Genomic DNA, 22961 nt, shown 5'->3' with positions numbered 1-22961 from the left:
CGAGTACAGCGGGCGGGGCGGGTGAAATCTCTAAACGTTTCAACCCTTGCTCAACGATGTAGGAAAGCGCAATCCTGGGCGGGTATTGCAACGATTCAATCGGGTCTTCGGCGGCAGGACCGCGGACCCTGTTCGAACGCAGGCCTGGCACCAGCGGCCGGCCTGGATCAATGACGATCACCAGGAGGAATCATGCAGCTCAAGCCTGCGCGGCACGCCCGCGCGGACCTGGACACCGACCCGGCCGGCCCGGGAAGCACCGTGGCCCAGGCCGGTCCGGCTCGTACCGCCGCGGCGCGCGGCCGGCGTCGTCCCCGCATCAGGGCACGGACCAAGCTCCTCGGCGGCGGAGCGGCCGTCGCGGTCGCCGCGGCGCTCGCCGTCGTCGCCTCCTCGGGCCTGATCCCCGGGTCCTCCGCCCCGGCGGCCGCCGCGGACTGCAGTTCCGGCACGACGATGGTCACCGGTTCGTCCGGGAGCTACCGGACGACCAAGGGCGGCACCACGGTGTACTCCGGCGGTGACTACCGCGCGGCGATCCAGGCGGGCATCAACAACCTGGACGCGAACCGCACCTCCCAGCAGCACGTCGCCGTGCCCGCGAGCGGATCCATCGGGGCGTCCACGATCGACCTGCCCAGCAACACCTCGATCGCGATCTGCGGCACCATCAACGTCGGCAACCGCTCCGGCCGCGGCGCCATCGAGGCCACCGACGCGAGCAACGTGACCATCTGGGACCTGAACATGACCGGCAACCCGTACTTCGGGATCCGCGCCTACGGCATGAACGGCTTCCACATCGGCGACGTCGACTTCAACCTGTCGGGCGGCATGGCGGTCCGCTTCGAGCGCGACTACGCCGGCAGCCGCAACGTCGTGATCGACGACGTCTACGCTCGCGGCGCCGGCAGCGACGCCGTGGAGACCTGGAACATCGACGGCCTGACGGTCGGCCGGGTCACGGGCCGTGACGTCGGCGGCAACGCGCTGCTGCTCAACAACACCCGCAACGCCCGCATCGGCACGGTCGACGGCGACGACGTCGCCACCGGCACCGGCTACGCCACCTTCCGCACGGCCAACCGGGCGGGCCGGATGAGCGACGGGTCCTACCCCACCAACATCATCGTGGACAAGGTGATCTCCCGCGGGGGCGGCCGCGGCGTCTTCTGCGTCTCCGAGTCCGGCGGCGTCCAGATCAGGTCCGTCGACCTGGCGGGCAACGGCAACAACTCCGTGCTCATCGAGAACTGCTACAACTACCGGATCGACAGCGGCACGGTGAACGGCGGCGGCGAGGTCCGCGTCGCGGCCCGCTCCGAGTTCCCCAACACCAGAGACGTCACGGTCACGGCCCGCGTCGACAACACCAGCGTCCGCGAGTCCCCCTGCGGCATCAACATCAACTGGAACATCACCGGCAACGCGAGCGTCAACGTCTGCTGAGATCAGCCGCCCCGCGAGGTTCCCGCCTGGTCACCGCAAGGTCCCCCTTCTGGTCACCGCCCGGTTCAGGGACGCCGCGGTCACGCAGTGAACCTCGTCGCACCGCAGGCTGTTCTCGCGGGTCAGGCGGTTATCGCGCAAGTAAGCGTTTACCCGCGCGATATCCGCCTGATCCGCGAGAACAGCCTGCCGGACATCTCGCCTCAAGGGCCTGAAGGGGACAAGTTGTGCCGGGTCACGTGGCTGCGCACAGGGACCGACGTCGACGGCAGCCGGCGGAGGTCGACGGGGACCGGCGGACATCGGTGGCAGCCGGCGGAGGTCGACGGCAGCCAGCCGACGTCGACGGCAGCCGGCCGACGTCGGTAGCGACCGGCCGACGTCGGTAGCGACCGGCGGACGTCGGCGCCGTGCGGTCAGGCCTCCAGGCCGAGGTCTTCGATGAGGACCGGGTTGCCCGTCTCCAGGGAGGCGTTGCCTGCGTAGCCGACCGCCGACGCCCGGATGCCGTCCAGGTACCCGGCCGCACGCCCGATCGGGTCCGCCTCGTCCGCCGGGGCGAAGATGTCCCGCAGCAGCAGCGTGTCGCCGCCGCCGTGGCCGCCGCGTGCGACCGCGACGATCTCGCGCTCCTCCGCCCTCTCCCAGTGCCGCTGCACCACCAGGCGCTCGCCCTTCGGCCGCACCTCGTCGGTGTCGAACACGTCGGTCGCGCTCGGGTCGAGGATCGCCGCCCCGTTCTCGCCGAACGCCACGGACCCGCGCTCCACCACCTCGAGCTCGGCCCGCCCGCGTGTCCCGTTCACCACGACCCGGTACCCCTCCCACGGCGAGTGCGCCGTGAGCGAGTAGGTCATCGTGGCCCCGCTGCCGTACTCCACCACGAGGCTCAGGGTGTCCTCGGTGGTGATCCCGGCGTCGAACACCGAGCGGTTGCGGACGTAGCCGTCGTGCTCCTGCGCCTCCGGTCCGTACAACCCGGACAGCCAGTCGTTCTTGGTGATGTCGAGCTGCCACGGGTCGATCCCGCGCTCGTTGAGCTTCTTCTCGGTCTCGGTCGGCTCGTACCCGTCCGCGTGGGCGGCGTCGTCGCCGTAGAACATCCTGCCGCCGGTGGCGAAGACGCGGCGCGGGACGTCGTCGATCCACCAGTTGACCAGGTCGAAGTGGTGGCTGGACTTGTGCACGAGCAGGCCCCCGTTGTTGACCTTCTCGCGGTGCCAGCGGCGGAAGTAGTCCGCGCCGTGCACGGTGTCCAGGGCCCAGTCGAAGTGCACGGACAGCACGCGGCCGATCTCGCCCGACGCGATGACCTCGCGCAGCGCCGAGTTCCGCGGCGAGTACCGGTAGTTGAAGGTCATGATCAGGTCGCGGCCGGTCTCCGCGACGGCGTCGACGATCTGGCGCGCCTGGTCGGCGTGCGCGGCGATGGGCTTCTCGACGACGACGTCGGCGCCCGCCCGCAGGGCCCGGCTGACGAGGTCGCCGTGCGTGTTGTCGATGCTGGTGACGATGACCCTGTCGACCCGCTCGGTCTCGATGACCTTCTCCAGGTCCTCGGGCGGGTACACCGGCCGGGTCCCGCCGAGCGCGGCCGCGACGCGCGCCTCGTGGAACGCGGCCCGCACGGGGTTGGGCTCGATCCACGCGACGATCTCGCCGTCGGCGGCGTGCGCGCCGGTCAGCGCGTCCACGTACATCGCCGCACGATGTCCGGTGCCGACGACGGCGTAACGGGTGCGGCCCTCGGGCAGCGGCCCGTCGACCGGCGCCGGGGCGTGCGTCGGACCGGTGATCGGCTCGGTGGTGGGGGCCTTCGGCCCGGCCTGCTCAGGCATCGTGATGCTCCTCGGTCGTCGCCAGACGGACTGGATTCGCCGGACACGATACCGAGTGAACGATCACTTTGGAAACCGCTTCCCGACGCGCGCGACCACCTACAGCTCCCCCGGCTCCCGGCCCGGGGCCGCGGGGCCCGTGTCGGAGACCGCGGCAGCCGGGCCCGGGCCGGAGACGGCGGCCGCCGGGTCTCGCGCCAGGCCCGTCTCCACGTAGAACTCCTCGATGTGCTCGCGCACGAGGCGCGCGGCCGTCACCCCGTCGCCGACCGAGACGGCCTCCAGCAGACCGGTGTGCTCGCTGCCCAGCCGGGCCGACGTCGTCGTCCAGCGCGGCATGCGGGAGACGCCCTCGGCGACGTAGCGCTGGACCGCGCCGCGCAGGCCGAGCATGAACGCCTCGACCACCTGGTTGCCCGCGATCCTCGCGAACTCCAGGTGGAACTCCTGGTCACGGGCCACGAACTCGTCCGGGCCCAGCCCGGGCTCCTCCATCGCGTCCACCAGCTCGCGCGCCCGTTTCAGCGCCTCGTCGCCCAGTTCGCCCGCCCGGAACCGGTCCGCCGCGGCCCGCATCATCCAGGTCTCCAGCAGCACCCGGGTCGCCACCACGTCCTTCAGCGGCAGCGTCCCCGACGCCACGTGCAGCCGCACCGCCATGCCGAGCCCGGCCGCGGGCCGGTCGATCACGACGGCGCCCGCCGTCGGCCCGGACCCGACCGCCGTCCGCAGGATGCCGGCCGCCTCCAGGATCCGGATCGCCTCGCGCACGGACGGCCGCGACACCCCCAGTTCCTCCGCGAGCACCCGTTCCCCCGGCAGGCGTTCGCCGAGGCCCCACCGCCCGGCCCCGAGGTCGGCCTCGATCTGCGCGAGTACCCGCTCATGCGTTCGCATGGGCTCCACGGTACCCCTGTGGTCGTACCACAGCTGGTGTGGTCAAACCACAATGGGGTACGGTTGGCGCCAGCGCAGCACCCCACGCGACGCTTCGCCGGTTGAAAGGATTCACTCGATGCGGATCGCCCTCGCCGCCACCTGCCTCGGTGACGCGATGTTCCCCCAGGCGCCCACCGCCGTCGTCCGCCTGCTGGAGCGCCTGGGGCACACCGTCGTCGTCCCCGCCGGGCAGGCCTGCTGCGGCCAGATGCACGTCAACACCGGCTACCAGCGCGAGGCCGTGCCCGTGATCCGCAACCACGTGCGCGCGTTCGCGCCCGTGGCCGACGGCGAGTGGGACGCCGTCGTCGTCCCCTCCGGATCCTGCACCGGCTCGATCCGGCACCAGCAGGCGATGGTGCTCGACCGCGCGGGCCTCGGCGCCGAGGCCCGCACCGCGACCGCCGTCGCCGCCCGCACGTACGAGCTGTCCGAGCTGCTGATCGACGTGCTCGGCGTGACCGACGTCGGCGCCTGGTTCCCCCACCGCGTCACCTACCACCCCACCTGCCACTCGCTGCGCATGCTCGGCGTGGGCGACCGCCCGCTGCGGCTGCTGCGCGCGGTCGAGGGCATCGATCTCGCCGAGCTGCCCGGCGCGGAGGGCTGCTGCGGCTTCGGCGGGACGTTCGCGGTGAAGAACGCGGACACGTCGGCGGCGATGCTCGCGGACAAGGTCCGCGCCGTCGAGAGCACCGGCGCCGGATACCTCACCGCGGGCGACTACTCGTGCCTCATGCACATCGGCGGCGGCCTGTCGCGGTCGTGCCGTTCGGGCACGACGGCCGACGACGGTCGCGGGGTGCCGCCCGTCCGCACGGTGCACCTCGCGGAGATCCTGGCGTCCACGCACGAGATGCCCTGGTCGGACCCGGACCCCGGCGGCAGGCGAGGGCGGTCGCTTCCCGGGACCGGCGCGCACGAGCAGGCCGGCGGCAGCCGGCACACCACGGAGGTGGCACGATGAACGCGCGGCCCGCCCGGACGTCGTCGTCGGACGCGAAGGCCGGCAACGTGACCTTCCTCGGCATGCCCACGCCCGCGGACCCCCTGCGGTGGGGGCCGTCGTTCCCCGACGCGGCCCGGCGGGAGCTGGGGAACGAGCAGCTGCGGCGGAATCTCGGGCACGCCACCGCCACCATCCGGGCCAAGCGGGCCGCCGTGGTCGGCGAGGTACCGGACTGGGAGGCGCTGCGCGACGCCGGGTCCGCGCTGAAGACTCAGGTCATGGACAACCTGCCCGAGCTGCTGCAGGAGCTGGAGCGCAACGTGACCGCGCGGGGCGGCGTCGTCCACTGGGCGCGGGACGCCGCGGAGGCGAACCGGATCGTCGCGGACCTCGTCCAGGCGAAGGGCGCCACCGAGGTGGTCAAGGTGAAGTCCATGGCCACGCAGGAGATCGGGCTCAACGAGGCGCTCGAGGAAGAGGGCATCCACGCCACCGAGACGGACCTCGCCGAGCTGATCGTGCAGCTCGCCGGGGACATGCCGTCGCACATCCTCGTGCCCGCCATCCACCGCAACCGCGCGGAGATCCGGGACATCTTCACCGCGCGGATGGGCGACGCGCCACCGGACCTCTCCGACGTGCCCCGCGAGCTCGCGATGGCCGCCCGGGCCCACCTGCGGCGCAAGTTCCTGTCGGCGAAGGTCGCGGTGAGCGGGGCGAACTTCGGGGTCGCGGAGACCGGGACGCTGTCCGTGGTGGAGTCCGAGGGCAACGGGCGGATGTGCCTCACCCTGCCCGAGACGCTGATCACGGTGATGGGGATCGAGAAGCTGATCCCGCGGTTCCAGGACCTGGAGGTGTTCCTGCAGCTCCTGCCGCGGAGCTCCACCGGCGAGCGGATGAACCCGTACACCTCGATGTGGACGGGCGTGACGCCCGGCGACGGCCCGCAGGAGTTCCACCTGATCCTGCTCGACAACGGCCGCACCCGCGTGCTCGCGGACGAGGCCGGCCGGTCGGCGCTGCACTGCATCCGCTGCTCGGCCTGCCTCAACGTGTGCCCGGTGTACGAGCGCGTCGGCGGGCACGCGTACGGCTCGGTCTACCCCGGCCCGATCGGCGCCATCCTCACCCCGCAGCTCACGGGCGAGCCCTCCGACCTGCCGTACGCGTCCACGCTGTGCGGCGCATGCTACGAGGTGTGCCCGGTCAAGATCGACATCCCGTCCATCCTGGTGGACCTGCGCGCACGCGAGGTCGAGTCGGGTCACGCCGGCAAGGGCTGGGGCGCGGCCATGAAGGCCGCGGCGACGGTGATGTCCGACGGCGCCCGGTTCCGCCGGGCCGCGGGGCTCGGGCGCGCGGGCCGGGTGCTGGCCGGGAAGGACGGCACGATCACGCGGCTGCCCGGGCCGGGCGCCGCCTGGACGGACTCCCGGGACCTGCCGCGCCCGCCGAAGCAGACGTTTCACGGCTGGTGGGCGGACCACGAGAAGGCCGCCGGCACCGAGGCCGGGTCAGGGACCGAGCCCGGGACCGAGGCCAAGCCCGAGCCCGGGACCGGAACCGAGGAGGAACGATGACGGACGCACGCACGGAGGTGCTGAACCGGATCCGCGAGGCACTGGGTTCCGGGTCACCGGCGACACAGGGCCCCGTTCCTCGCGGGTACCGCTCCGCCGGCCAGTGGGAACCGGGATCGGCCGGGGCGCTGGAGCTGCTGGTCGACCGGCTCGCGGACTACAAGGCACGGGTGCATCGGGTCGCCGGCGACGAGATCGCCGCGACCGTCGCGCGCCTCGTGACCGAGCTGCCGCTCGCCGGCGACGCGGCGGAGACGGGATCGCGCGGCGACGTGTCCGCGGTCGTCGTCCCGCACGGCCTCGACGCGGCCTGGCTGGCCGGGCTGCCCGCCGGGGTCCAGGTGGTCACGGACGCCCCCGGGCAACCGCTCCCGGCGTCGGACCTGGAACGGACGGACGTCGTGGTGACGGCCGCGCGCGTCGCGATCGCCGAGACCGGCACCATCGTGCTGGACGGCGAGCCCGGCCAGGGGCGGCGCGCGATCTCCCTGGTACCGGACGTGCACGTGTGCGTGATCCGCGCGGACCAGGTGGTACAGACCGTCCCGGAAGCGGTGCGCCTCCTCGCGGGTCACCCGGCCCGGCCCCTGACCTGGATCAGCGGCCCCAGCGCCACCAGCGACATCGAGCTCGACCGCGTGGAGGGGGTGCACGGCCCCCGGACGCTGCACGTGGTGCTGGTCTCCTGAACCGACCTCGCGGGACCTCCGCACGCGATGCTGCGGGATCCCGCAGTCCCCGCGCCCCCGGGCGTTCCTACGGTGAGGTCCATGCCCACGACACCTCGTTCCCGGCGCGCCGTCGCCGTCCTGCTGGCACTCACCCTCGGCACGGCCGCCGCCGGCGCCCGGGGGCCGGCGGCCGGAGTGTGCGGGACAATGGGTTCTCGTGACCGACCTCGCCACGCCGACCGACCTGACGCTCTTCGACGTGCCGCCCGGCGCGCGCCGGCCGCGGGCGATGATCGTGCTGCTCACGGGGCCGTCAGGGTCGGGGAAGTCCTCGCTGACGCGGCGTCTGGGCCTTCCCGTCGTCGAGCTCGACGACTTCTACCGGGACATCGACCACCCCGGCCTGCCGCGCGCCTTCGGCAGCGTCGACTGGGACGACCCGGCCAGCTGGGACGACGCCGCCGCCCTGGCGGCGCTCCGCGAGATCGCGGCCACGGGCCGCACCGTCCTGCCCGTCTACGACATCCCGACGTCGCTGCGCACCGGCACCCATGTCCTCGACACGGGCGGCGCGCCGCTGGTGATCGCGGAGGGCGTGTTCGCCGCCGAGCTGGTGGCCGCGTGCCGGGCCGAGGGCTTCCTCGCCGACGCGATCTGCCTGGCCAGGCCCCGGCTCGTGACGTTCTGGTTCCGGCTCTTGCGCGACGTCGCCGAGTCGCGTAAACCACTGGGTACCCTGCTCCGCCGGGGCGTGGCGCTCTACCGCGCCGAACCCCGGCTGATCAGGCGCTGGGCGGCGGCAGGCTGCCGCCCGCTGGGACGTACCCGGGCCGAGATCGTGCTGCGGCGGCAGGCTCGCGATCTGGTCAAGAAGAAGTGACCTTCCCGTAACGAAGGCGTCACACGATTCACATGTTGTCACCGCACGCTGTGAATGCCGGGCGGTAGGCGCCGCCTTCCGCCTGCCCGCAAAAGGAGGTGGTGGATATGATCCAGACCAACGGATCTCGTGTGCTCTCACTCTACGAGGGCTTTTTCAGTGGAGGCGCACGTGTGCTCCACTCCACGGTCGTGACCGGGCTGCACCAGGCCGGGCACCAGAAGCACTCCGTGCTCAGCCTCTACTCCGAGGTCGAGCGGGAGGCCACCCTCCAGCGCATGGAGGAGGACCCGCGGTACCAGTCCCTGGTCGGCGTCGGCGTGCGCGTCGCGTCGCTGGGCCGCAGCACCGCGGGCAACCACGACCCCCGTGACTTCACCGAGGCCGAGATGGCGGTGGCGACGCGCGAGGCGCGCGCAGCGGGCGTCATCCTCTCCCTCAAGGAGCAGCCGCTCCGGCTCGTGAACCATCCGGCGTTCCCCGACCGCCCGGTGGTCGCGTGCCTGCACAGGTCGGACCCGGAGCACTCGGGCCACGCCCTCGACGACCTGCTCGACTCCGCCGCCAACGGCCGCCTCGCGGCCGCCGTCTGCTGCGCGGAGTCCACCCGGGACGCCTACCTCGCGGCCGGCGTGCCCGCCGAGCTCCTGCACGTCATCCCGAACGGCATCAACCTGGTCCGGTTCCGTCCGGTGCGCGGCGCCCGCCGCCTCGCGCTGCGCGGCGCGCTCGGGCTCGGCGCGGACGACAACGCCGTCGTGTACGCCGCGCGGTACGACGCCATGAAGAACCCCGAGCTGTTCCTGAGGTCGGCACGGGAGTTCCTGGCCGCGGACCCGCAGGGCGCCGTGCTCATGTGCGGCGCCGGCATGAGCGCCCACAACCCGGCCCTCGCGGCCGACATCGAGCAGATCTTCGGCGACCGCCCCGACCTGCTCGGCCGCGTGCACCTGCTCGGCGTCCGGCTGGACATGGAACGGCTCTACGCGGCGGCCGACGTCGTCGCGCTCACCTCCGCGTTCGGCGAGGCGGCACCGCTGTGCCTCATCGAGGGTGCGATGTGCGGGGCCGTCCCCGTCACGACGCCGATCGGCGACGCGCCGTCCATCGTGTCCCGGATCGGGTTCGTGACGTCGTTCGACCCCGCCGAGATCGCCGCGACGTGGATCGAGGCGGCCGCCCGCCGCGAGGAACTGCGCCGGGCCCGCGACAGCGTCCGCCCCCGGTTCAGCCACGTCCGCATGCTCGCGGGCTACACCCGGGTCATCGAACGCGTCCACCGCGACGCGGGCATCCGCCTGCTGGCCGCCTGACCCGGACCGCCAGAGCGGCCGTGACCCGGCGCACCCGGGACCCCTCCGGTGCGTCGGATCACGGCCGCTCGCCCCTGTATGGCGGGCCCCCGGACGCCGTCGTGCACTTTGCGGCAGGATGACCCCATGCCCGACGGCCCTGTCACCCTCAGCCGCGTCGCCCGCGAAGCGGGCGTCTCGCTCGCCACCGCGTCCCGCGCGATCAACGGGAGCGCGACCCGCACCGTGCGTCCCGAACTTCGCGAACGCGTCCTGGCGGCCGCGGAGGCCCTGGGCTACGTCCCCGACCCGAGCGCGCAGGCGATGGCCCGCGGCCGCACCGCCGCGCTCGGCCTCGTGGTGCACGACATCGCCGACCCGTACTTCTCCGCGATCGCGTCGGGCGTCTCCCGCGCCGCCGAGGCCGAAGGCCTCATCGTGACACTCTCCTCCACGGAGCAGCACCCGGAGCGCGAGCTCGGCTTCGTCGACCTGGTCCGGCGGCAGCGCGGCCGCGCGGTCATCCTCGCGGGCAGCCGCGTCGTGTCCGACGACGCGGGGGCCGGCCCGGCGACGTCGGCCCTCACCGGCGGGAACCTGCAGGAGACCCTGACCGCCTTCCAGGAGTCCGGCGGCGGCGTCGCGACGATCGGGCAGGCCATCGGCACGCTCCCCGTCGTCGAGATCGACAACGCCGGCGGCGCGGCGGCGCTCGCGCGCGAGCTGCACGGCCTGGGCTACCGCCGGTTCGGCATCCTGTCCGGGCCGCCCGCCCTGCGGACGGCGTCGGACCGCACCGCGGGGTTCCGCGACATGATCCGGAGCCTCGGCGGGGAGGTCCGGGACGACGACGTCGTGGCGGGCGAGTTCACCCGCGACGGGGGCTACGCCGCGATGGAACGGCTCGCCGCCGGCGCGCACGGCGACCTGCCGGACCTGGTGTTCGCGGTGAACGACGTCATGGCGGTCGGCGCGATGGCGGCGGTCCGGCACGCCGGGATGAGCGTGCCGGACGACGTCGCCGTCGCGGGCTTCGACGACATCCCCACCCTGCGCGACGTGACCCCGGAGCTCACCACGGTCCACATCGCCCTGGAACGGATCGGCGAGGCCGCCACCCGCCTGGCGCTCGGCATCCCGACCAGCCTGGACCGCGCGTCCGGCGACGGCGCCTCCGACGGCCTGGAGGCGACGTCGTCCCGCTCGATCACGGTCCACGGCGAGATCCGGCTGCGCGCCTCCACCCCTCCCGCGCCGTAAGGGCTCCTTCGGCGGAGAGGCCCCCGGCGCCGTAGGAGCGTCCGCCGTCGGGACCCCGTCCCGCGGTGGGGTCCCGAGCCTCCCCGCCTCCGTGGTTGCCATCTGCTCCGTCGCTTGCGTACTCTGTGGGAAAGCGCATTCCACGGTGCCCAGCACGCACCGTCCCAGCACGACGAAGGAGTCCCGATGACACGCACCCTGCGCATCGCCATGAACGGCGTGACCGGCCGCATGGGCTACCGCCAGCACCTGCTGCGCTCGATCCTGCCGATCCGCGAGCAGGGTGGCGTCACCCTGGCCGACGGCTCACGCGTGCAGGTCGAGCCCGTCCTGGTCGGCCGGAACATCGACAAGCTGAAGGAGCTCGCGGCGAAGCACGACGTCGAGCACTTCACGACGGACCTCGACGGCGCCATCGCCGACGCCGACATCGTCTTCGACGCCGCCATGACGAACCTGCGCCCGGCCACGCTGGCCAAGGCGATGAAGCAGGGCAAGCACGTCTTCACCGAGAAGCCGACCGCGGAGTCGCTCGAGGAGGCGATCGAGCTGGCCCGCCTGCGCGAGGAGACCGGCGTGACCGTCGGCGTCGTGCACGACAAGCTCTACCTGCCCGGCCTCGTCAAGCTGCGCCGGCTCGTGGACGAGGGCTTCTTCGGCCGCATCCTGTCGCTGCGGGGCGAGTTCGGCTACTGGGTGTTCGAGGGCGACATCCAGGCCGCGCAGCGCCCGTCGTGGAACTACCGCCGCGAGGACGGCGGCTCCATGACCACCGACATGTACTGCCACTGGAATTACGTCATGGAGGGCATCGTCGGCAAGGTCAGGTCGGTCACCTCCAAGACCGCCACGCACATCCCCACCCGCTGGGACGAGCAGGGCAAGGAGTACACCGCCACCGCCGACGACGCCGCCTACGGCATCTTCGAGCTGGAGACCCCGGGCGGCGACGACGTCATCGCGCAGATCAACTCCTCCTGGGCGGTGCGCGTCTACCGCGACGAGCTGGTCGAGTTCCAGGTCGACGGCACGCACGGCTCCGCGGTCGCCGGCCTGAACAAGTGCGTCGCGCAGCAGCGCGCCCACACGCCCAAGCCGGTGTGGAACCCGGACCTGCCGGTCACGGAGTCGTTCCGCGACCAGTGGATGGAGGTTCCCGCCAACGCCGAACTGGACAACGGTTTCAAGCTGCAGTGGGAGGAGTTCCTGCGCGACGTCGTCGCCGGGCGCCCGCACCGCTTCGACCTCCTATCGGCCGCCCGCGGCGTCCAGCTCGCCGAGCTGGGCCTGCGGAGCAACGCCGAAGGCCGCCGCGTGGAGATCCCGGAGATCACCCTCTGACCTGCCTGCAGCCGATGATCGGCCCGCTGCAGGGCAGCCGACCGGCTGTCGAGCAGTCGGCCGAAGGTCGAGCAGTCGGCCGAAGGTCGAGCAGTCGGCCGAAGGTCGAGCGGTCGGCCGAAGGTCGAGCAGTCGGTCCAATGTCAGTGCGGTCGGCCGCCCGAGGAGCCGATTTCTCGACATCGGACCGACCGCGGCCGACAACTTGCCGACCACTCGGCAACTGGCCGACCTCAGCCGACGACCTGCCGACCTCTCGACCACGGATCGACGAACCAGCGCCGCCCGGCCGCCGAGCAGCCGCCGGCCACCTCCTGAAAGGACTCCTCGTGAGCAGCAGAATCACTCTTCCGGTGTTCCACGACGCCGGGGCGCCGGCGGGCACCGAGACCCTGGACCTCGGCGGGCCGGGCCCCTGGACCCTCCCCGGAAAGCCGCTGACCAGCCGCGTCGCCTTTGCCGCCGCGCACGTCGTGCCGCATCCCGGCGCCGAGAACGTCCCGGGCGCCCCGGCGTCCGTCGACTGGGACAGCACGCTCGCCTACCGCAACCGCATCTGGTCCTACGGCCTCGGTGTCGCCGACGCCATGGACACCGCCCAGCGCGGCATGGGCCTGGACTGGGCCGCCACGCAGGAGCTCGTACGGCGCTCCGCCGCCGACGCCCAGGCGTTCCGCGAGTCGTCCAAGGCGGGCCACGCCGCCCGCATCGCGTGCGGCGCCGGCACGGACCAGCTCACGCCGGACGCCGTCGCGGCCCTGGAGCCCGGCGAGACCGGCCTGAAGGCCGTCACGGACGCGTACCGCGAGCAGGTGAACGTGGTGCAGGACGCCGGGGCGCAGGTCATCGTCATGGCGTCGCGCGCGCTCGCCAAGGTCGCGCGCGGCCCCGAGGACTACGCCGCCGTGTACGACGACGTCCTGGCGGAGGCCGACCAGCCGGTCGTGCTGCACTGGCTGGGCACGATGTTCGACCCGGCCCTCGAGGGCTACTGGGGCTCCCGCTCCGTCGACGCCGCGACCGGCGTGTTCCTCGACCTCGTCAAGGCCCACCAGCCAAGGATCGACGGCGTCAAGGTCTCCCTGCTCGACGCCGGGCACGAGGTCGGCCTGCGCCGCGCCCTCGCCGCCCTGGAGCCGGTCGCGATGCCGTCCGGCTTCGGCGTCACCGCGTCGGAGGCAGCCGCTCCGGCGCACGACGGTGCTCTCGGTCCCACGGCAGCGTCCGCGGAAGGCAGCACCCGGCCGGCCCGGCCCCGCCTCTACACCGGCGACGACTTCAACTACCCCGAGCTCATCGCGGGCGACGACCAGGGCCACTCCGACGCCCTGCTCGGCATCTTCGCGGCGATCTACCCGGCGGCCTCCACGGCGCTCCAGGCGTTCGACGCCGCCGCTGCGGGGGACCTGTCGGCCGCGCGGCGGGCCCACGAGATCCTGGCGGCGACCGAGCCGCTCGGCCGCAAGATCTTCGAGGCGCCCACGTACTACTACAAGACCGGGATCGCGTTCCTGTCCTGGCTCAACGGCTTCCAGCCCGCGTTCTCGCTGGTGGGCGGCCTGCACTCCGGCCGCTCGGTGCGGCACCTGACCGAGCTGTTCCGGCTCGCGGACGGCTGCGGCATGCTGCTGGACCCGGAGCTGGCGGTCCGCCGGATGGCGTCGTTCCTGGCCGTGAACGGGGTGGAAGCATGAGTTCGCAGAACCAGACGTCGTCGCCCGGCAGCGCATCGGCTCAGCCCGGCAACGGCTCGCCGGAGCCGGCCGGCGCGCCCGCGCCGTCGTCGGGCATCGGCTTCCCGACCGGCCTGCGCCGGGCCTCGCTGAACACCGCGACGATCAAGCACGCGACGCTCGCCGAGGCGTGCGAGGCGGCGGCCGCCGCCGGGTTCGGGGCGGTCGGGCCGTGGCGCGACCGCGTGCAGGAGGTGGGCGCCGCGAAGGCGGCGTCGATCATCGCCGACGCCGGGCTCGTGGCGTCGTCGCTGTGCCGCGGCGGGTTCCTCACCGCGCGGGACGACGCCGGGATCGCCGCGGCGCTGGAGGACAACAAGCGGGCCGTCGAGGAGGCCGCGGCCATCGGGGCGCCCGAGCTGATCTTCGTGGTGGGCGGGCTGCCGGCGGTGTCGGCGCCGGGCGCCGGGCCGCGGGCCGACGCCGGGCCGGAGGACCGGGACCTGGTCGCGACGCGCGCCCGGGTCGCGGACCGGATCGCGGACCTCGTGCCGTTCGCGGCCGAGCACGGCGTCCGGATCGTCCTGGAGCCGCTGCACCCGATCTTCGCGGCGGACCGGGCCGTGATCTCCACGTTGGGTCAGGCGCTCGACCTGGCGGAGCCGTTCGCGGCGAGCGAGGTCGGCGTCGTCGTCGACACCTATCACGTGTGGTGGGACCCACAGCTGCGCGAGCAGATCGCGCGGGCGGGGGCCGCGGGGCGGATCGCGTCGTACCAGGTGTGCGACTGGATCCTGCCGCTCGCGGCGGAACCGCTGAACTCGCGCGGGCACGTGGGTGACGGGTACATCGACTTCCCCGCGATCACGCGCTGGGTCCGCGACGCGGGCTACCGCGGTTACGTGGAGACGGAGATCTTCAACGAGGAGATCTGGGCCGCGCCGGACACGCCGGCCACGGTCATGTCCCGCTACGCGGAGCACGTGCACCCGCATCTCTGACCCACAGGACCCGCGGCGCGGGGCCGCCGGCCGTCCGGCCGGCCCCGAGGCAGGGCCCCGTGCCGCGCCGGGCGTGACGGCCGGGGAGAACGTCGATGTGTTGCTCGGAGGCAGCTCCCGATGTCCTCCCCGGCCGTACCGCCGGGATCAGAAGTCGGTCACCGGCGGCGCCTCGCGCTCGTCGATGTGGTCCAGGAGGCGGGTGTAGGTCTCGAACCTCCGGGCGACCTCGACCTCGTCGAGGCCGTACCGCGCGAGCTCGTACCGGTGCGGGCGGGCCTTCTTCGGCTTGGCCAGGACGGCGGCCAGGTTCGCCTCGTCGTCGACGGTCCACCTCGCGCCGATCGCCTGGTAGAGCCGCGGCACCTCGGCGTACGGGTCCGCGCTGAGCCGGTGGTACGGCACGTCCACGATGGCCGACGCCGGCAGGGACAGGCGTGACTCCAGGCCCTGCTCGATCCAGGTCGAGAAGATGTCCATGTTCTTCCGGCCGATCGCCGCCAGATCGGGGCTCGTCTGGTACAGGCCCCACAGGGTCTCGGAGAGGCTGCACGCCGAGCCGATGACCGTCGTCGGGTCGCGGTGCGTCCACACGAACGTCGCGTCGGGGAAGACCTCGCGGGCCTGGGCCATCTCCGCCACGTGGCCCGGGTACTTCAGGATCCAGCGCTTGCGCGGCCGCCCGTGCTGGAGCACCTGCAACGCCTGCTTGAGGTAGACGTAGTCGGGGACCATGTCGTGCTCGCGGAGCCAGGCGCGGTATCCCGGCAGGTCACCGTGCAGCACCTCCCAGTACAGGCCGTGCGGGAGCACCATCATCGACTCCTCGGGGACGGTGGGCCCCGAGGGGTGCTGGTGCGCGAGCGCGGGGATGAGCACGCCGGTGATCCGGCTCTCCTGGTTGACCGACGCGATCATCTTCTTCTCGACCCCGGGTTCGGCGAGCCCGATGTTCTTCATCTCCCAGCTGAGCGGGCCCCGGTGGGCAGGCGCCATCGCCAGGACGCGGTGCGTCAGCGTGGTCGCCGTGCGGGGCAGCCCGCAGACGAAGACCGGCGCCTTGATCGGCTCGTCGGCGACCTCGGGGTGCTCGGTCAGGACCTTCAGCACCCGCAGGCGGTTGGTGTACCGCGTCGTGAGCTCGCCGAGGGTGAAGACCCAGCCCAGCGGAGCGAGGTTCGGCTGGGCGGCCGAGCTCTCCAGCAGGACCCGGAAGCCCTCGGTGAAGGCGGGGTCGCGGTACCCGATCTCCTCCTCGGCCTCGGCGCAGGCCTTGGCCCAGGCCCCGGCCGGATCCTCGGGACCCTTGACAAGGGGCCTGACGAGGGTGTTCAGGACGCTGGCGGTACGAGAGGTGCGTTTCATGAGGTTCCTTGTCCGGGGTAGGGGTTCGCCTGGAGCGCTCGCGAAGAATCTCACGATATCCCGGTAGATCCTAGGATCTGTCCGCCGACTTCCGGTCGCCCGCACGAAGTGCGTAGTGTGCTGTCAGGCGACTTGGAAGGGGCTTTCCGCATGCTTCCCGTAGGCGACATCGTGGACCGCGCGTTCTGGGGTTCGGAGCGGATCGGGGCCGCGCTCCGCCCGGCGCTCGACAAGGCCGACGCCGCCCTCGGCACGCCGTGGCCCGAGGCCCGCGCCTCGCAGTTCGCCCGGTACTGGCGCGACGGCGACCGCAAGGACTACGAGGGCGGGGTCGTCGCCCGGCAGCACCGGCTCACCTACGCCACCCTCGCCGCGCTGCACACCACGGACGAGCGCTACCTCGACGAGGCGGCCGACGGCGTCGTCCTCCTGTGCGAGCAGTCCACCTGGTGCTGGGCCGCCCACGACCACACCAACGCCCGCAACGGCTGGGTGGTCCCGGACGTCACCGACCCGTGCCTGGATCTCGGCGCCGGGGAGGTCGCCGCGCAGCTCGCCTGGGTGGACCACCTGCTCGGCCCGGCCCTCGACGACCGCGCCCCCGGCGTGCGCGCCCGCGTGCGGCACGAGGTACGACGGCGCGTGCTGGACCCGTTCACGCGGCGGCGCGACTGGTTCTGGCTCGGCATCGACCGGCCGCCGATGAACTGGTCCGCGTGGATCCACGGCAACATCCTCCCGGCCGCGCTCGTGCTGGAGCCCGACGCCGCCCGGCGCCGGCACGTCGTCGGCCTCGTCGAGCAGGGCATCGCCGCCTACTGGGACTCCCTCCCGGCCGACGGCGGCATCGACGAGGGCTACCACTACTGGTGGCAGGGCGCGGCCCGCGCGCTGGAGGCCCAGGACCTCCTCGACTGGTACGACGGGCAGGACCCGGGACGGCGCCCGGAGCACGACGCCCGGGAATCCGCGGAGACCGCGGCGGCGTCGGACATCGCGGAGCGCCGCGCCGGGACGATCCGGCAGGTCGTCGCGTTCCCGCACCGGATGCATCTCGGCGGCGACTGGTACGTCGGCGTCGCCGACAGCCCCGCGCGGCCGATCTGGACGTGGCCGTGGAACGTCGTGCACTCCTGGGCGCGGCGCGCCGGGGACGACGACGCCGCCCGGCACGCCGCCTCGTACCGTCGCTTCCCGGAGATCCTCTGGGACGAGCGCGTCACGCTCTCCCGCGCGGTGCTGATGCTGGCCGACGACGAGTGGGCAAGCCTGCCCGGCGACGCCGCTCCCCCGCTGGCGGGCGAGGTGTGGCTGCCGAAGACGCAGGTGGCGCTGGCCCGCTCGCGGGCGGGCACCGCCGCGGGCCTCGCGGTGTTCGTCAAGGGCGGCCACAACGGCGAGAACCACAACCACAACGACGTGGGCGAGGTGCTGGTCGCGCTCGACGGCGTCCCCGTGGTGGTGGACGCCGGGAAGCCGCGGTACGTCGCCGGGACCTTCGGCGAGACGCGCTACGAGCGCTGGCCGATGCGGTCGGCCTGGCACAACGTCCCCGTGATCCGGGGCGCGGAGCAGTCCGCGGGCGCGCGGTTCGCGGCGCGGGACATGGAGGTCACCCCGGGCGAGGTGTGGCGGGCGCGGCTGGACATCGCCGGGGCCTACGACGTCGACGGCCTCGCCGGCTGGCGCAGGGGCGTCGTCCTCGACCGCGCGGCGGAGACGGTCACCGTCACCGACGAGTGGGAGGCGGCGTCCGGCGACGAGCCCACCGCCTGGCACTGGCTGCTCGCCGGGGACGTCGCGCTCGACGCGGACGGCGGCGGCGCCGTCGTGCGGCATGCCGCCGGGCGGGCCGACGCCGAGGTCCGCGCGCTGCGGATCTCCTGGGACCCGGCCGCGGCCGGCGCGGCGCTCGACGTGCGCGAGATCGACGACGACGAACTCGCCGCGGTCTGGGGTGAAAAATTGACCAGGCTTTCCTTGATCGCCCGCCGGAACAATGCTTCCGGCACGTTCAAGACTTTCTTCGGGCTCGGCTGATCCGGAAAGCAGAATCCGATATCTCCGGAAGAAACTCGGGAAACGTCGTCCCGACGGAAATCCACTAGGATCACGCGTCATGAGCCGAAGGGCGGCGGTGCGACTCGCCGGGCTCGCCGCGGCCGTGGCGAGCCTCCTCGTCATCGGCGCCGGCCCCGGCGCCCCCGAGGCACCCGCGGCGGCCCGCGAGACGATCCTCCTGCCGGAGATCTCCGTCACCGTGCTCGGCGAGCGGGACGACCGCACCTGGCTGCGGGTCCGCTCCGACGGCGTCGCCTTCGACGGCGACCGGGTCGGCGACGGCGCGCGGCTCGAGTACACCGCGCGTCCGCCGCGGAGCGACCAGGCGGTCTGGTTCGGCCGCGAGCTGACCGACGCCGAGCGGAGGGCCGGCTGGGCCGCCTTCACCGAGGCGCCGGCGCAGTTCCCGGACGGCTACTGCATCTCCTGGCTGCGCCTGGGCAACGCCGAGTGGGGCGAATGGATGTCGGGCCCGGTCTGCTGGGAGCCTCCGGCGCGGGAGCAGTCCGGCGGGCAGGACGACCCGCAGGACGCCGAGCCCACCGCGGAGCCCTCCCCCACGGCGACCGCGGGCTCCCGGCCCGGCGCCGCCCCCGGGTCCGGGTCCGGCAGGAAGCCCGCCGCCGCCACCCCCGCGGCCGAGAAGTCGCCGGCACCGGAACCGTCGCCCACGCCGACCCCCGCACCGTCGCCCAGCGCGCCGTCGTCGTCCCCGTCGCCGACGGCGAGCAGCAGCCCCAGCGCCTCGGGCTCGCCGAGCCCCGGCCTCCCCGCGAGCCGGGGCGACGCCGCGAGCGGGATCCTCGACACGTTCCAGGACCAGCCCGTCCACGCCGAGGGCGAGACCACGAGCCCGCCCCGCGCGGGCGACCTCACCTGGCTCTGGGTGCTCCTGGCCGGCTTCGCGGCGGCGGCGGGCGGCGTCGTCATCATGCTGCGCCGCCCGTCCTGACGGCCGGGGCGGACCGGCTAGACCGCCGGGGCGGGGGCGTAGGTGCGCAGGGCCGCGCTCGCGCGGACGACGTCGCGGATCGTGGCCGACGTCGCACCGGCCGCACGGGCCTGGACCAGGAGGTTGCCGAGGGCCGTGGCCTCGACGGGACCCGCGTGCACCGGCAGGCCCGTGGCCTCGGCGATCAGGCGGTTGAGCAGGTCGTTCTGGCTGCCGCCGCCGACGACGTGGACCGCCGTCACCTCGACGCCCGCCAGCGCGGCCGCCCTGCCGATCACCTGGGCGCAGCCGGCCGCGAGGCTGTCCAGGATCACCCTGACCAGGGCGGGCCGGGTGTCCGGGACGTCGCCGGCCTCGCCCGCGGCGCCGTCGACCGGCCCCGCGATCGCCGCGCGCACGCGTCCCGCCATGTCGCCGGGGGCGAGGAACTCCTCCCCCTCGACGTCGAGCAGGCAGCGGCCGCCCGGCTCCCCCGCGGCCGCGTCGAGCAGGCTCCCGAGGTCGACGGCCGGGCCGCCCGCCGCGACGTCCGCCTCCGACCACTCGCGCACGCACTCGTTGAGGATCCACAGCCCCATGACGTTGCGCAGGTAGCGCACGGTGCCGTCGACGCCCAGCTCGTTGGTGAAGTTCGCGGCGCGCGACGCGTCGGTCAGCACCGGCGCGTCCAGCTCCAGCCCCACCAGGGACCAGGTCCCGGACGAGACGTAGGCCGCGGCCCGGGGCGCCGCACCCGGCGCGGGCTCGCCGGGCTCCGCCGCGAGCGGCGCCGCCGCCACGGCCGACGCCGTGTCGTGCGAGGCGACCGCGTACACCGGCACGTCGCCCAGCCCGGTCGCCTCCCGGATCTCCGGCAGGAGACGCCCGACGACGGCGCCGGGCTCCACCAGCTCCGGCAGCCGCGACCGCAGGTCCCCGAGCTCGGGGAACCCGGCCGCCAGGCGGGCGATGAGCGGGTCCGCCCAGGTGCGCGAGCGCGCGTCCACCAGACCCGTCGTGGACGCGTTGGTCACCTCGGCCACGCGGCGGCCCGTGAGCCGGTACGTGACGAGGTCCGGGATCAGGAGCACCTGGGCCACGCGCCGCCAGTCGTCGTCGGCCGCACCGGCGACCAGCTGGAACACCGACGTGAACGGCAGGTCCTGCAGGCCGGTGACCGCGTAGTGCTCCGCGAACGGCACGCGCTCGTAGACGCGCGTCCGGGCCGGCTCGTTGCGCCCGTCGCGGTAGCACCAGGGCCGGGCGATCAGGCGACCGTCGTCGTCCAGGAGACCGTGGTCGACGGCCCAGGAGTCGACGCCGATCCCGCGGACCTCGACCCCGCGCCCGGCGGCGACCCGGGCGGCCTCGCGGAGGCCGCCCAGGATCCCGCGCCACAGTGCCTCGAAGTCCCACCGCAGTTCGTCGCCACCGGATCCGGCCGACGCGACGGGCCCGTTCGGGAACCGTCCGCACTCGACCAGCTCGACCCCGCCAACAGGGGCGTCCCCGCCGTCGGACACGATGCCGAGCATCACCCTGCCCGACGTCGCGCCGAGATCGACGGCGACGAACCCGGCGGGCCCGGCCGCGCCGGGCCCGGCCGCGGGATCGAACGCCTCGCTCATCGCAGGAACGCCGTCGCCACACCCGAGTCGACGGGGACGTGCAGGCCGGTCGTGAGGGTGAGGTCCGGCCCGACCAGCGCGAACACCGCCGCGGCCACGTGGTCCGGCAGCACCTCGCGCTTGAGCAGCGTGCGCTGGGCGTAGTACTCGCCCAGCTTCTCCTCCGGCACGCCGTACACGGCCGCGCGCTTCGCGCCCCAGCCGCCGGCGAAGATCCCGGAGCCGCGCACGACGCCGTCCGGGTTGATGCCGTTGACGCGGATGCCGTGCTCACCGAGCTCGGCCGCGAGCAGCCGCACCTGGTGCGCCTGGTCGGCCTTGGTGGCGGAGTAGGCGATGTTCTTCGGGCCCGCGAACACGGAGTTCTTGGACGAGATGTAGATGATGTCGCCGCCCATGCCCTGGGCGATCATCGCGCGGGCCGCCTCGCGGGAGACGAGGAACGAACCCTTGGCCATGACGTCGTGCTGCAGGTCCCAGTCCGCCTCGGTGGTCTCCAGCAGCGGCTTGCTGATCGACAGGCCGGCGTTGTTCACCACGAGGTCCACGCCGCCGAACGCGAGCGCGGCGGCGTCGATCGCCGCCGCCACCTGCTCGGCGGAGGTCACGTCGGCGGCCACGCCGATCGCGACGTCGGGCCCGCCGAGCTCCTCCGCCGCGGCCTGCGCCTTGCCCAGGTCCAGGTCGGCGATGACGACGCACGCGCCCTCGGCGGCGAGCCGCACGGCCGTCGCCTTCCCGATGCCCGACGCCGCGCCCGTCACCAGCGCGACGCGCGTCGCGAGCGGCTTCGGCGCCGGCATCCGCCGGAGCTTGGCCTCCTCCAGCGCCCAGTACTCGATGCGGAACTTCTCGGACTCGTCGATCGGCGCGTACGCGGAGATCGCCTCGGAGCCGCGCATCACGTTGATCGCGTTGACGTAGAACTCGCCGGCCACGCGCGCGGTCTGCTTGTTCCGCCCGAACGAGAACATGCCGACGCCCGGGACGAGCACGACCAGCGGGTCCGCGCCGCGCATCGCGGGCGGCTCCTCGCCGCGCTCGCGCGCCGCCGCGGCGCCTCGCTCGTAGTAGCCCGCGTAGTCCTCGCGGTACGCGGCGTGCAGCTCGTGCAGCCGGGCGACGACGTCGTCCACGGGCGCGTCCGCCGGCAGGTCCACGACCAGCGGCTTGACCTTGGTGCGCAGGAAATGGTCCGGGCAGGACGTACCGAGGTCCGCGAGGGGCGCGAGCTTCTCGCGGGAGAGGAAGTCGAGGACGACGTCGGAGTCGTCGAAGTGGCCCACCTGCGGCGCGTCGGTCGAGGCGATGCCACGGATCACCGGGGCGAGCCGGGCCGCCTTGGCGCGGCGGGCACGGGGTTCGGGGCGGGCGGCGTCGTCGGGCAGCGCCTCGTAACCGGGACGGACGGCGCCGAACGGGTGCGCGCCCTGCTCCGCGAGCGCCGCGGTCCTGGCCGCGATGAACTCCTCGGCCTTCCGGATGATCGTGAGCGAGCGCTCCTCGGTCTCCTCGGACGTGTCGCCCCAGGCCGTGATCCCGTGCCCGCCCAGGATGCACCCGATGGCCTGCGGGTTCCTCGCCTTGATCTCGGCGATGTCGAGGCCGAGCTGGAACCCGGGGCGGCGCCACGGCACCCAGACGACCTCGTCGCCGAAGATCTCGGCGGTCAGCGCCTCGCCGTCGGCCGCCGCGGCGACCGCGATGCCCGCGTCGGGGTGCAGGTGGTCGACGTGGGCGGCGTCGACCAGGCCGTGCATGGCGGTGTCGATCGACGGCGCGGCGCCGCCCTTGCCGTGCAGGGCGTAGTCGAAGGCGGGGACCATCTCGTCCTCGCGGTCGACGCCGGGGTAGGTGTCGGTCATGGCGCGCATCCGGTCGAGCCGCAGCACGGCCAGGCCCTCGGCCCGCAGCGTGCCGAGGTCGCCGCCGGAGCCCTTGACCCACAGCAGCTCGACGTCGGTCCCGGTGACCGGGTCCTTGTCGATGCCCTTGGCGGACGTGTTGCCGCCGGCGAAGTTGGTGACGCGCGGGTCGGAGCCCAGGCGGTTCGACCGCGCGACGAGCGCGTCGACGGCCGGGTTGTTCGCAGGTGTCATC

The 22961-nt window shown here is 73.6% G+C and carries 17 protein-coding genes; 12 read left to right on the top strand and 5 right to left on the bottom strand.

Annotation, left to right across the window (positions count from 1 at the left end):
- Window positions 1-192: 192 nt before the first annotated feature.
- A complete protein-coding gene (locus ABD208_RS00825) occupies window positions 193-1449 on the top strand; it encodes a hypothetical protein (RefSeq protein ID WP_344098766.1) in 1257 nt (418 codons plus the stop codon).
- 416 nt (window positions 1450-1865) lie between these two features.
- Here the strand turns inward: ABD208_RS00825 and ABD208_RS00820 are convergent, their stop codons facing one another.
- Complete coding sequence (locus tag ABD208_RS00820; RefSeq protein WP_344098765.1) at window positions 1866-3287, bottom strand: Gfo/Idh/MocA family protein; 1422 nt, start codon at window positions 3285-3287, stop codon at window positions 1866-1868.
- 99 nt (window positions 3288-3386) lie between these two features.
- Window positions 3387-4184 carry a FadR/GntR family transcriptional regulator gene (locus ABD208_RS00815; RefSeq protein ID WP_344098764.1) on the bottom strand — a complete coding sequence of 266 codons (798 nt, stop codon included), beginning with the start codon at window positions 4182-4184 and terminating at the stop codon, window positions 3387-3389.
- Between the two features lie 118 nt (window positions 4185-4302).
- Here ABD208_RS00815 and ABD208_RS00810 point away from each other — a divergent pair, with 118 nt between their 5' ends.
- From ABD208_RS00810 to ABD208_RS00770, 9 genes are all read left to right on the top strand, one after another.
- Window positions 4303-5193 carry a (Fe-S)-binding protein gene (locus ABD208_RS00810; RefSeq protein WP_344098763.1) on the top strand — a complete coding sequence of 297 codons (891 nt, stop codon included), beginning with the start codon at window positions 4303-4305 and terminating at the stop codon, window positions 5191-5193.
- Window positions 5190-6758: a LutB/LldF family L-lactate oxidation iron-sulfur protein gene (locus ABD208_RS00805; protein ID WP_425561050.1), complete on the top strand. Its 1569-nt coding sequence runs from the start codon at window positions 5190-5192 to the stop codon at window positions 6756-6758. The genes ABD208_RS00810 and ABD208_RS00805 overlap by 4 nt, the downstream gene beginning before the upstream one ends.
- Complete coding sequence (locus ABD208_RS00800) at window positions 6755-7447, top strand: LutC/YkgG family protein (protein WP_344098762.1); 693 nt, start codon at window positions 6755-6757, stop codon at window positions 7445-7447. The genes ABD208_RS00805 and ABD208_RS00800 overlap by 4 nt, the downstream gene beginning before the upstream one ends.
- Before the next feature lie 199 nt (window positions 7448-7646).
- Window positions 7647-8309 carry an ATP-binding protein gene (locus ABD208_RS00795; RefSeq protein ID WP_344098761.1) on the top strand — a complete coding sequence of 221 codons (663 nt, stop codon included), beginning with the start codon at window positions 7647-7649 and terminating at the stop codon, window positions 8307-8309.
- A gap of 173 nt (window positions 8310-8482) precedes the next feature.
- Window positions 8483-9622: a glycosyltransferase gene (locus ABD208_RS00790; protein WP_344098760.1), complete on the top strand. Its 1140-nt coding sequence runs from the start codon at window positions 8483-8485 to the stop codon at window positions 9620-9622.
- 126 nt (window positions 9623-9748) lie between these two features.
- Window positions 9749-10861, top strand: coding sequence for a LacI family DNA-binding transcriptional regulator (locus tag ABD208_RS00785; RefSeq protein WP_344098759.1), 1113 nt, complete (start codon window positions 9749-9751; stop codon window positions 10859-10861).
- A gap of 186 nt (window positions 10862-11047) precedes the next feature.
- Window positions 11048-12202, top strand: a complete 1155-nt coding sequence (locus tag ABD208_RS00780; protein WP_344098758.1) for a Gfo/Idh/MocA family protein — start codon at window positions 11048-11050, stop codon at window positions 12200-12202.
- Between the two features lie 329 nt (window positions 12203-12531).
- The gene (locus ABD208_RS00775) at window positions 12532-13896 is read left to right on the top strand and encodes a dihydrodipicolinate synthase family protein (protein WP_425561049.1); all 1365 of its coding nucleotides are present in this window, start codon (window positions 12532-12534) and stop codon (window positions 13894-13896) included.
- Window positions 13893-14876, top strand: a complete 984-nt coding sequence (locus ABD208_RS00770) for a sugar phosphate isomerase/epimerase family protein (RefSeq protein ID WP_344098757.1) — start codon at window positions 13893-13895, stop codon at window positions 14874-14876. Before ABD208_RS00775 ends, ABD208_RS00770 begins: the two co-directional genes overlap by 4 nt.
- Before the next feature lie 147 nt (window positions 14877-15023).
- Here the strand turns inward: ABD208_RS00770 and ABD208_RS00765 are convergent, their stop codons facing one another.
- Complete coding sequence (locus tag ABD208_RS00765; RefSeq protein WP_344098756.1) at window positions 15024-16241, bottom strand: sulfotransferase family protein; 1218 nt, start codon at window positions 16239-16241, stop codon at window positions 15024-15026.
- A gap of 150 nt (window positions 16242-16391) precedes the next feature.
- Between ABD208_RS00765 and ABD208_RS00760 the strand changes: the two genes are divergently transcribed.
- Together ABD208_RS00760 and ABD208_RS00755 are read left to right on the top strand one after the other, a co-directional pair.
- Window positions 16392-18281, top strand: a complete 1890-nt coding sequence (locus ABD208_RS00760; protein ID WP_344098755.1) for a heparinase II/III domain-containing protein — start codon at window positions 16392-16394, stop codon at window positions 18279-18281.
- A 79-nt stretch (window positions 18282-18360) separates the two neighbouring features.
- Complete coding sequence (locus ABD208_RS00755; protein ID WP_344098754.1) at window positions 18361-19254, top strand: hypothetical protein; 894 nt, start codon at window positions 18361-18363, stop codon at window positions 19252-19254.
- A gap of 17 nt (window positions 19255-19271) precedes the next feature.
- On the opposite strand, the gene ABD208_RS00750 is transcribed toward ABD208_RS00755, so the two are convergent.
- Window positions 19272-20861 carry a rhamnulokinase gene (locus tag ABD208_RS00750; RefSeq protein WP_344098753.1) on the bottom strand — a complete coding sequence of 530 codons (1590 nt, stop codon included), beginning with the start codon at window positions 20859-20861 and terminating at the stop codon, window positions 19272-19274.
- The gene (locus ABD208_RS00745) at window positions 20858-22960 is read right to left on the bottom strand and encodes a bifunctional aldolase/short-chain dehydrogenase (protein WP_344098752.1); all 2103 of its coding nucleotides are present in this window, start codon (window positions 22958-22960) and stop codon (window positions 20858-20860) included. Before ABD208_RS00745 ends, ABD208_RS00750 begins: the two co-directional genes overlap by 4 nt.
- Between the last annotated feature and the right edge of the window lies 1 nt (window position 22961).

It is taken from the genome of Myceligenerans crystallogenes (assembly GCF_039529775.1).
In the GTDB taxonomy this organism is placed as follows: domain Bacteria; phylum Actinomycetota; class Actinomycetes; order Actinomycetales; family Cellulomonadaceae; genus Myceligenerans; species Myceligenerans crystallogenes.
Note: the sequence above shows the minus strand (reverse complement) of the source record. Positions and strands in the feature narration are given on the sequence as shown.

What these genes read in the sequence shown, in the direction of transcription:
- ABD208_RS00745 (WP_344098752.1), bottom strand. Translation starts at nt 22,960, where the DNA reads ATGACACCTGCGAACAACCCGGCCGTCGACGCGCTCGTCGCGCGGTCG.
- ABD208_RS00755 (WP_344098754.1), top strand. Translation starts at nt 18,361, where the DNA reads ATGAGCCGAAGGGCGGCGGTGCGACTCGCCGGGCTCGCCGCGGCCGTG.
- ABD208_RS00765 (WP_344098756.1), bottom strand. Translation starts at nt 16,241, where the DNA reads ATGAAACGCACCTCTCGTACCGCCAGCGTCCTGAACACCCTCGTCAGG.
- ABD208_RS00805 (WP_425561050.1), top strand. Translation starts at nt 5,190, where the DNA reads ATGAACGCGCGGCCCGCCCGGACGTCGTCGTCGGACGCGAAGGCCGGC.
- ABD208_RS00750 (WP_344098753.1), bottom strand. Translation starts at nt 20,861, where the DNA reads ATGAGCGAGGCGTTCGATCCCGCGGCCGGGCCCGGCGCGGCCGGGCCC.
- ABD208_RS00760 (WP_344098755.1), top strand. Translation starts at nt 16,392, where the DNA reads ATGCTTCCCGTAGGCGACATCGTGGACCGCGCGTTCTGGGGTTCGGAG.
- ABD208_RS00780 (WP_344098758.1), top strand. Translation starts at nt 11,048, where the DNA reads ATGACACGCACCCTGCGCATCGCCATGAACGGCGTGACCGGCCGCATG.
- ABD208_RS00825 (WP_344098766.1), top strand. Translation starts at nt 193, where the DNA reads ATGCAGCTCAAGCCTGCGCGGCACGCCCGCGCGGACCTGGACACCGAC.
- ABD208_RS00810 (WP_344098763.1), top strand. Translation starts at nt 4,303, where the DNA reads ATGCGGATCGCCCTCGCCGCCACCTGCCTCGGTGACGCGATGTTCCCC.
- ABD208_RS00770 (WP_344098757.1), top strand. Translation starts at nt 13,893, where the DNA reads ATGAGTTCGCAGAACCAGACGTCGTCGCCCGGCAGCGCATCGGCTCAG.
- ABD208_RS00800 (WP_344098762.1), top strand. Translation starts at nt 6,755, where the DNA reads ATGACGGACGCACGCACGGAGGTGCTGAACCGGATCCGCGAGGCACTG.
- ABD208_RS00815 (WP_344098764.1), bottom strand. Translation starts at nt 4,184, where the DNA reads ATGCGAACGCATGAGCGGGTACTCGCGCAGATCGAGGCCGACCTCGGG.
- ABD208_RS00820 (WP_344098765.1), bottom strand. Translation starts at nt 3,287, where the DNA reads ATGCCTGAGCAGGCCGGGCCGAAGGCCCCCACCACCGAGCCGATCACC.
- ABD208_RS00785 (WP_344098759.1), top strand. Translation starts at nt 9,749, where the DNA reads ATGCCCGACGGCCCTGTCACCCTCAGCCGCGTCGCCCGCGAAGCGGGC.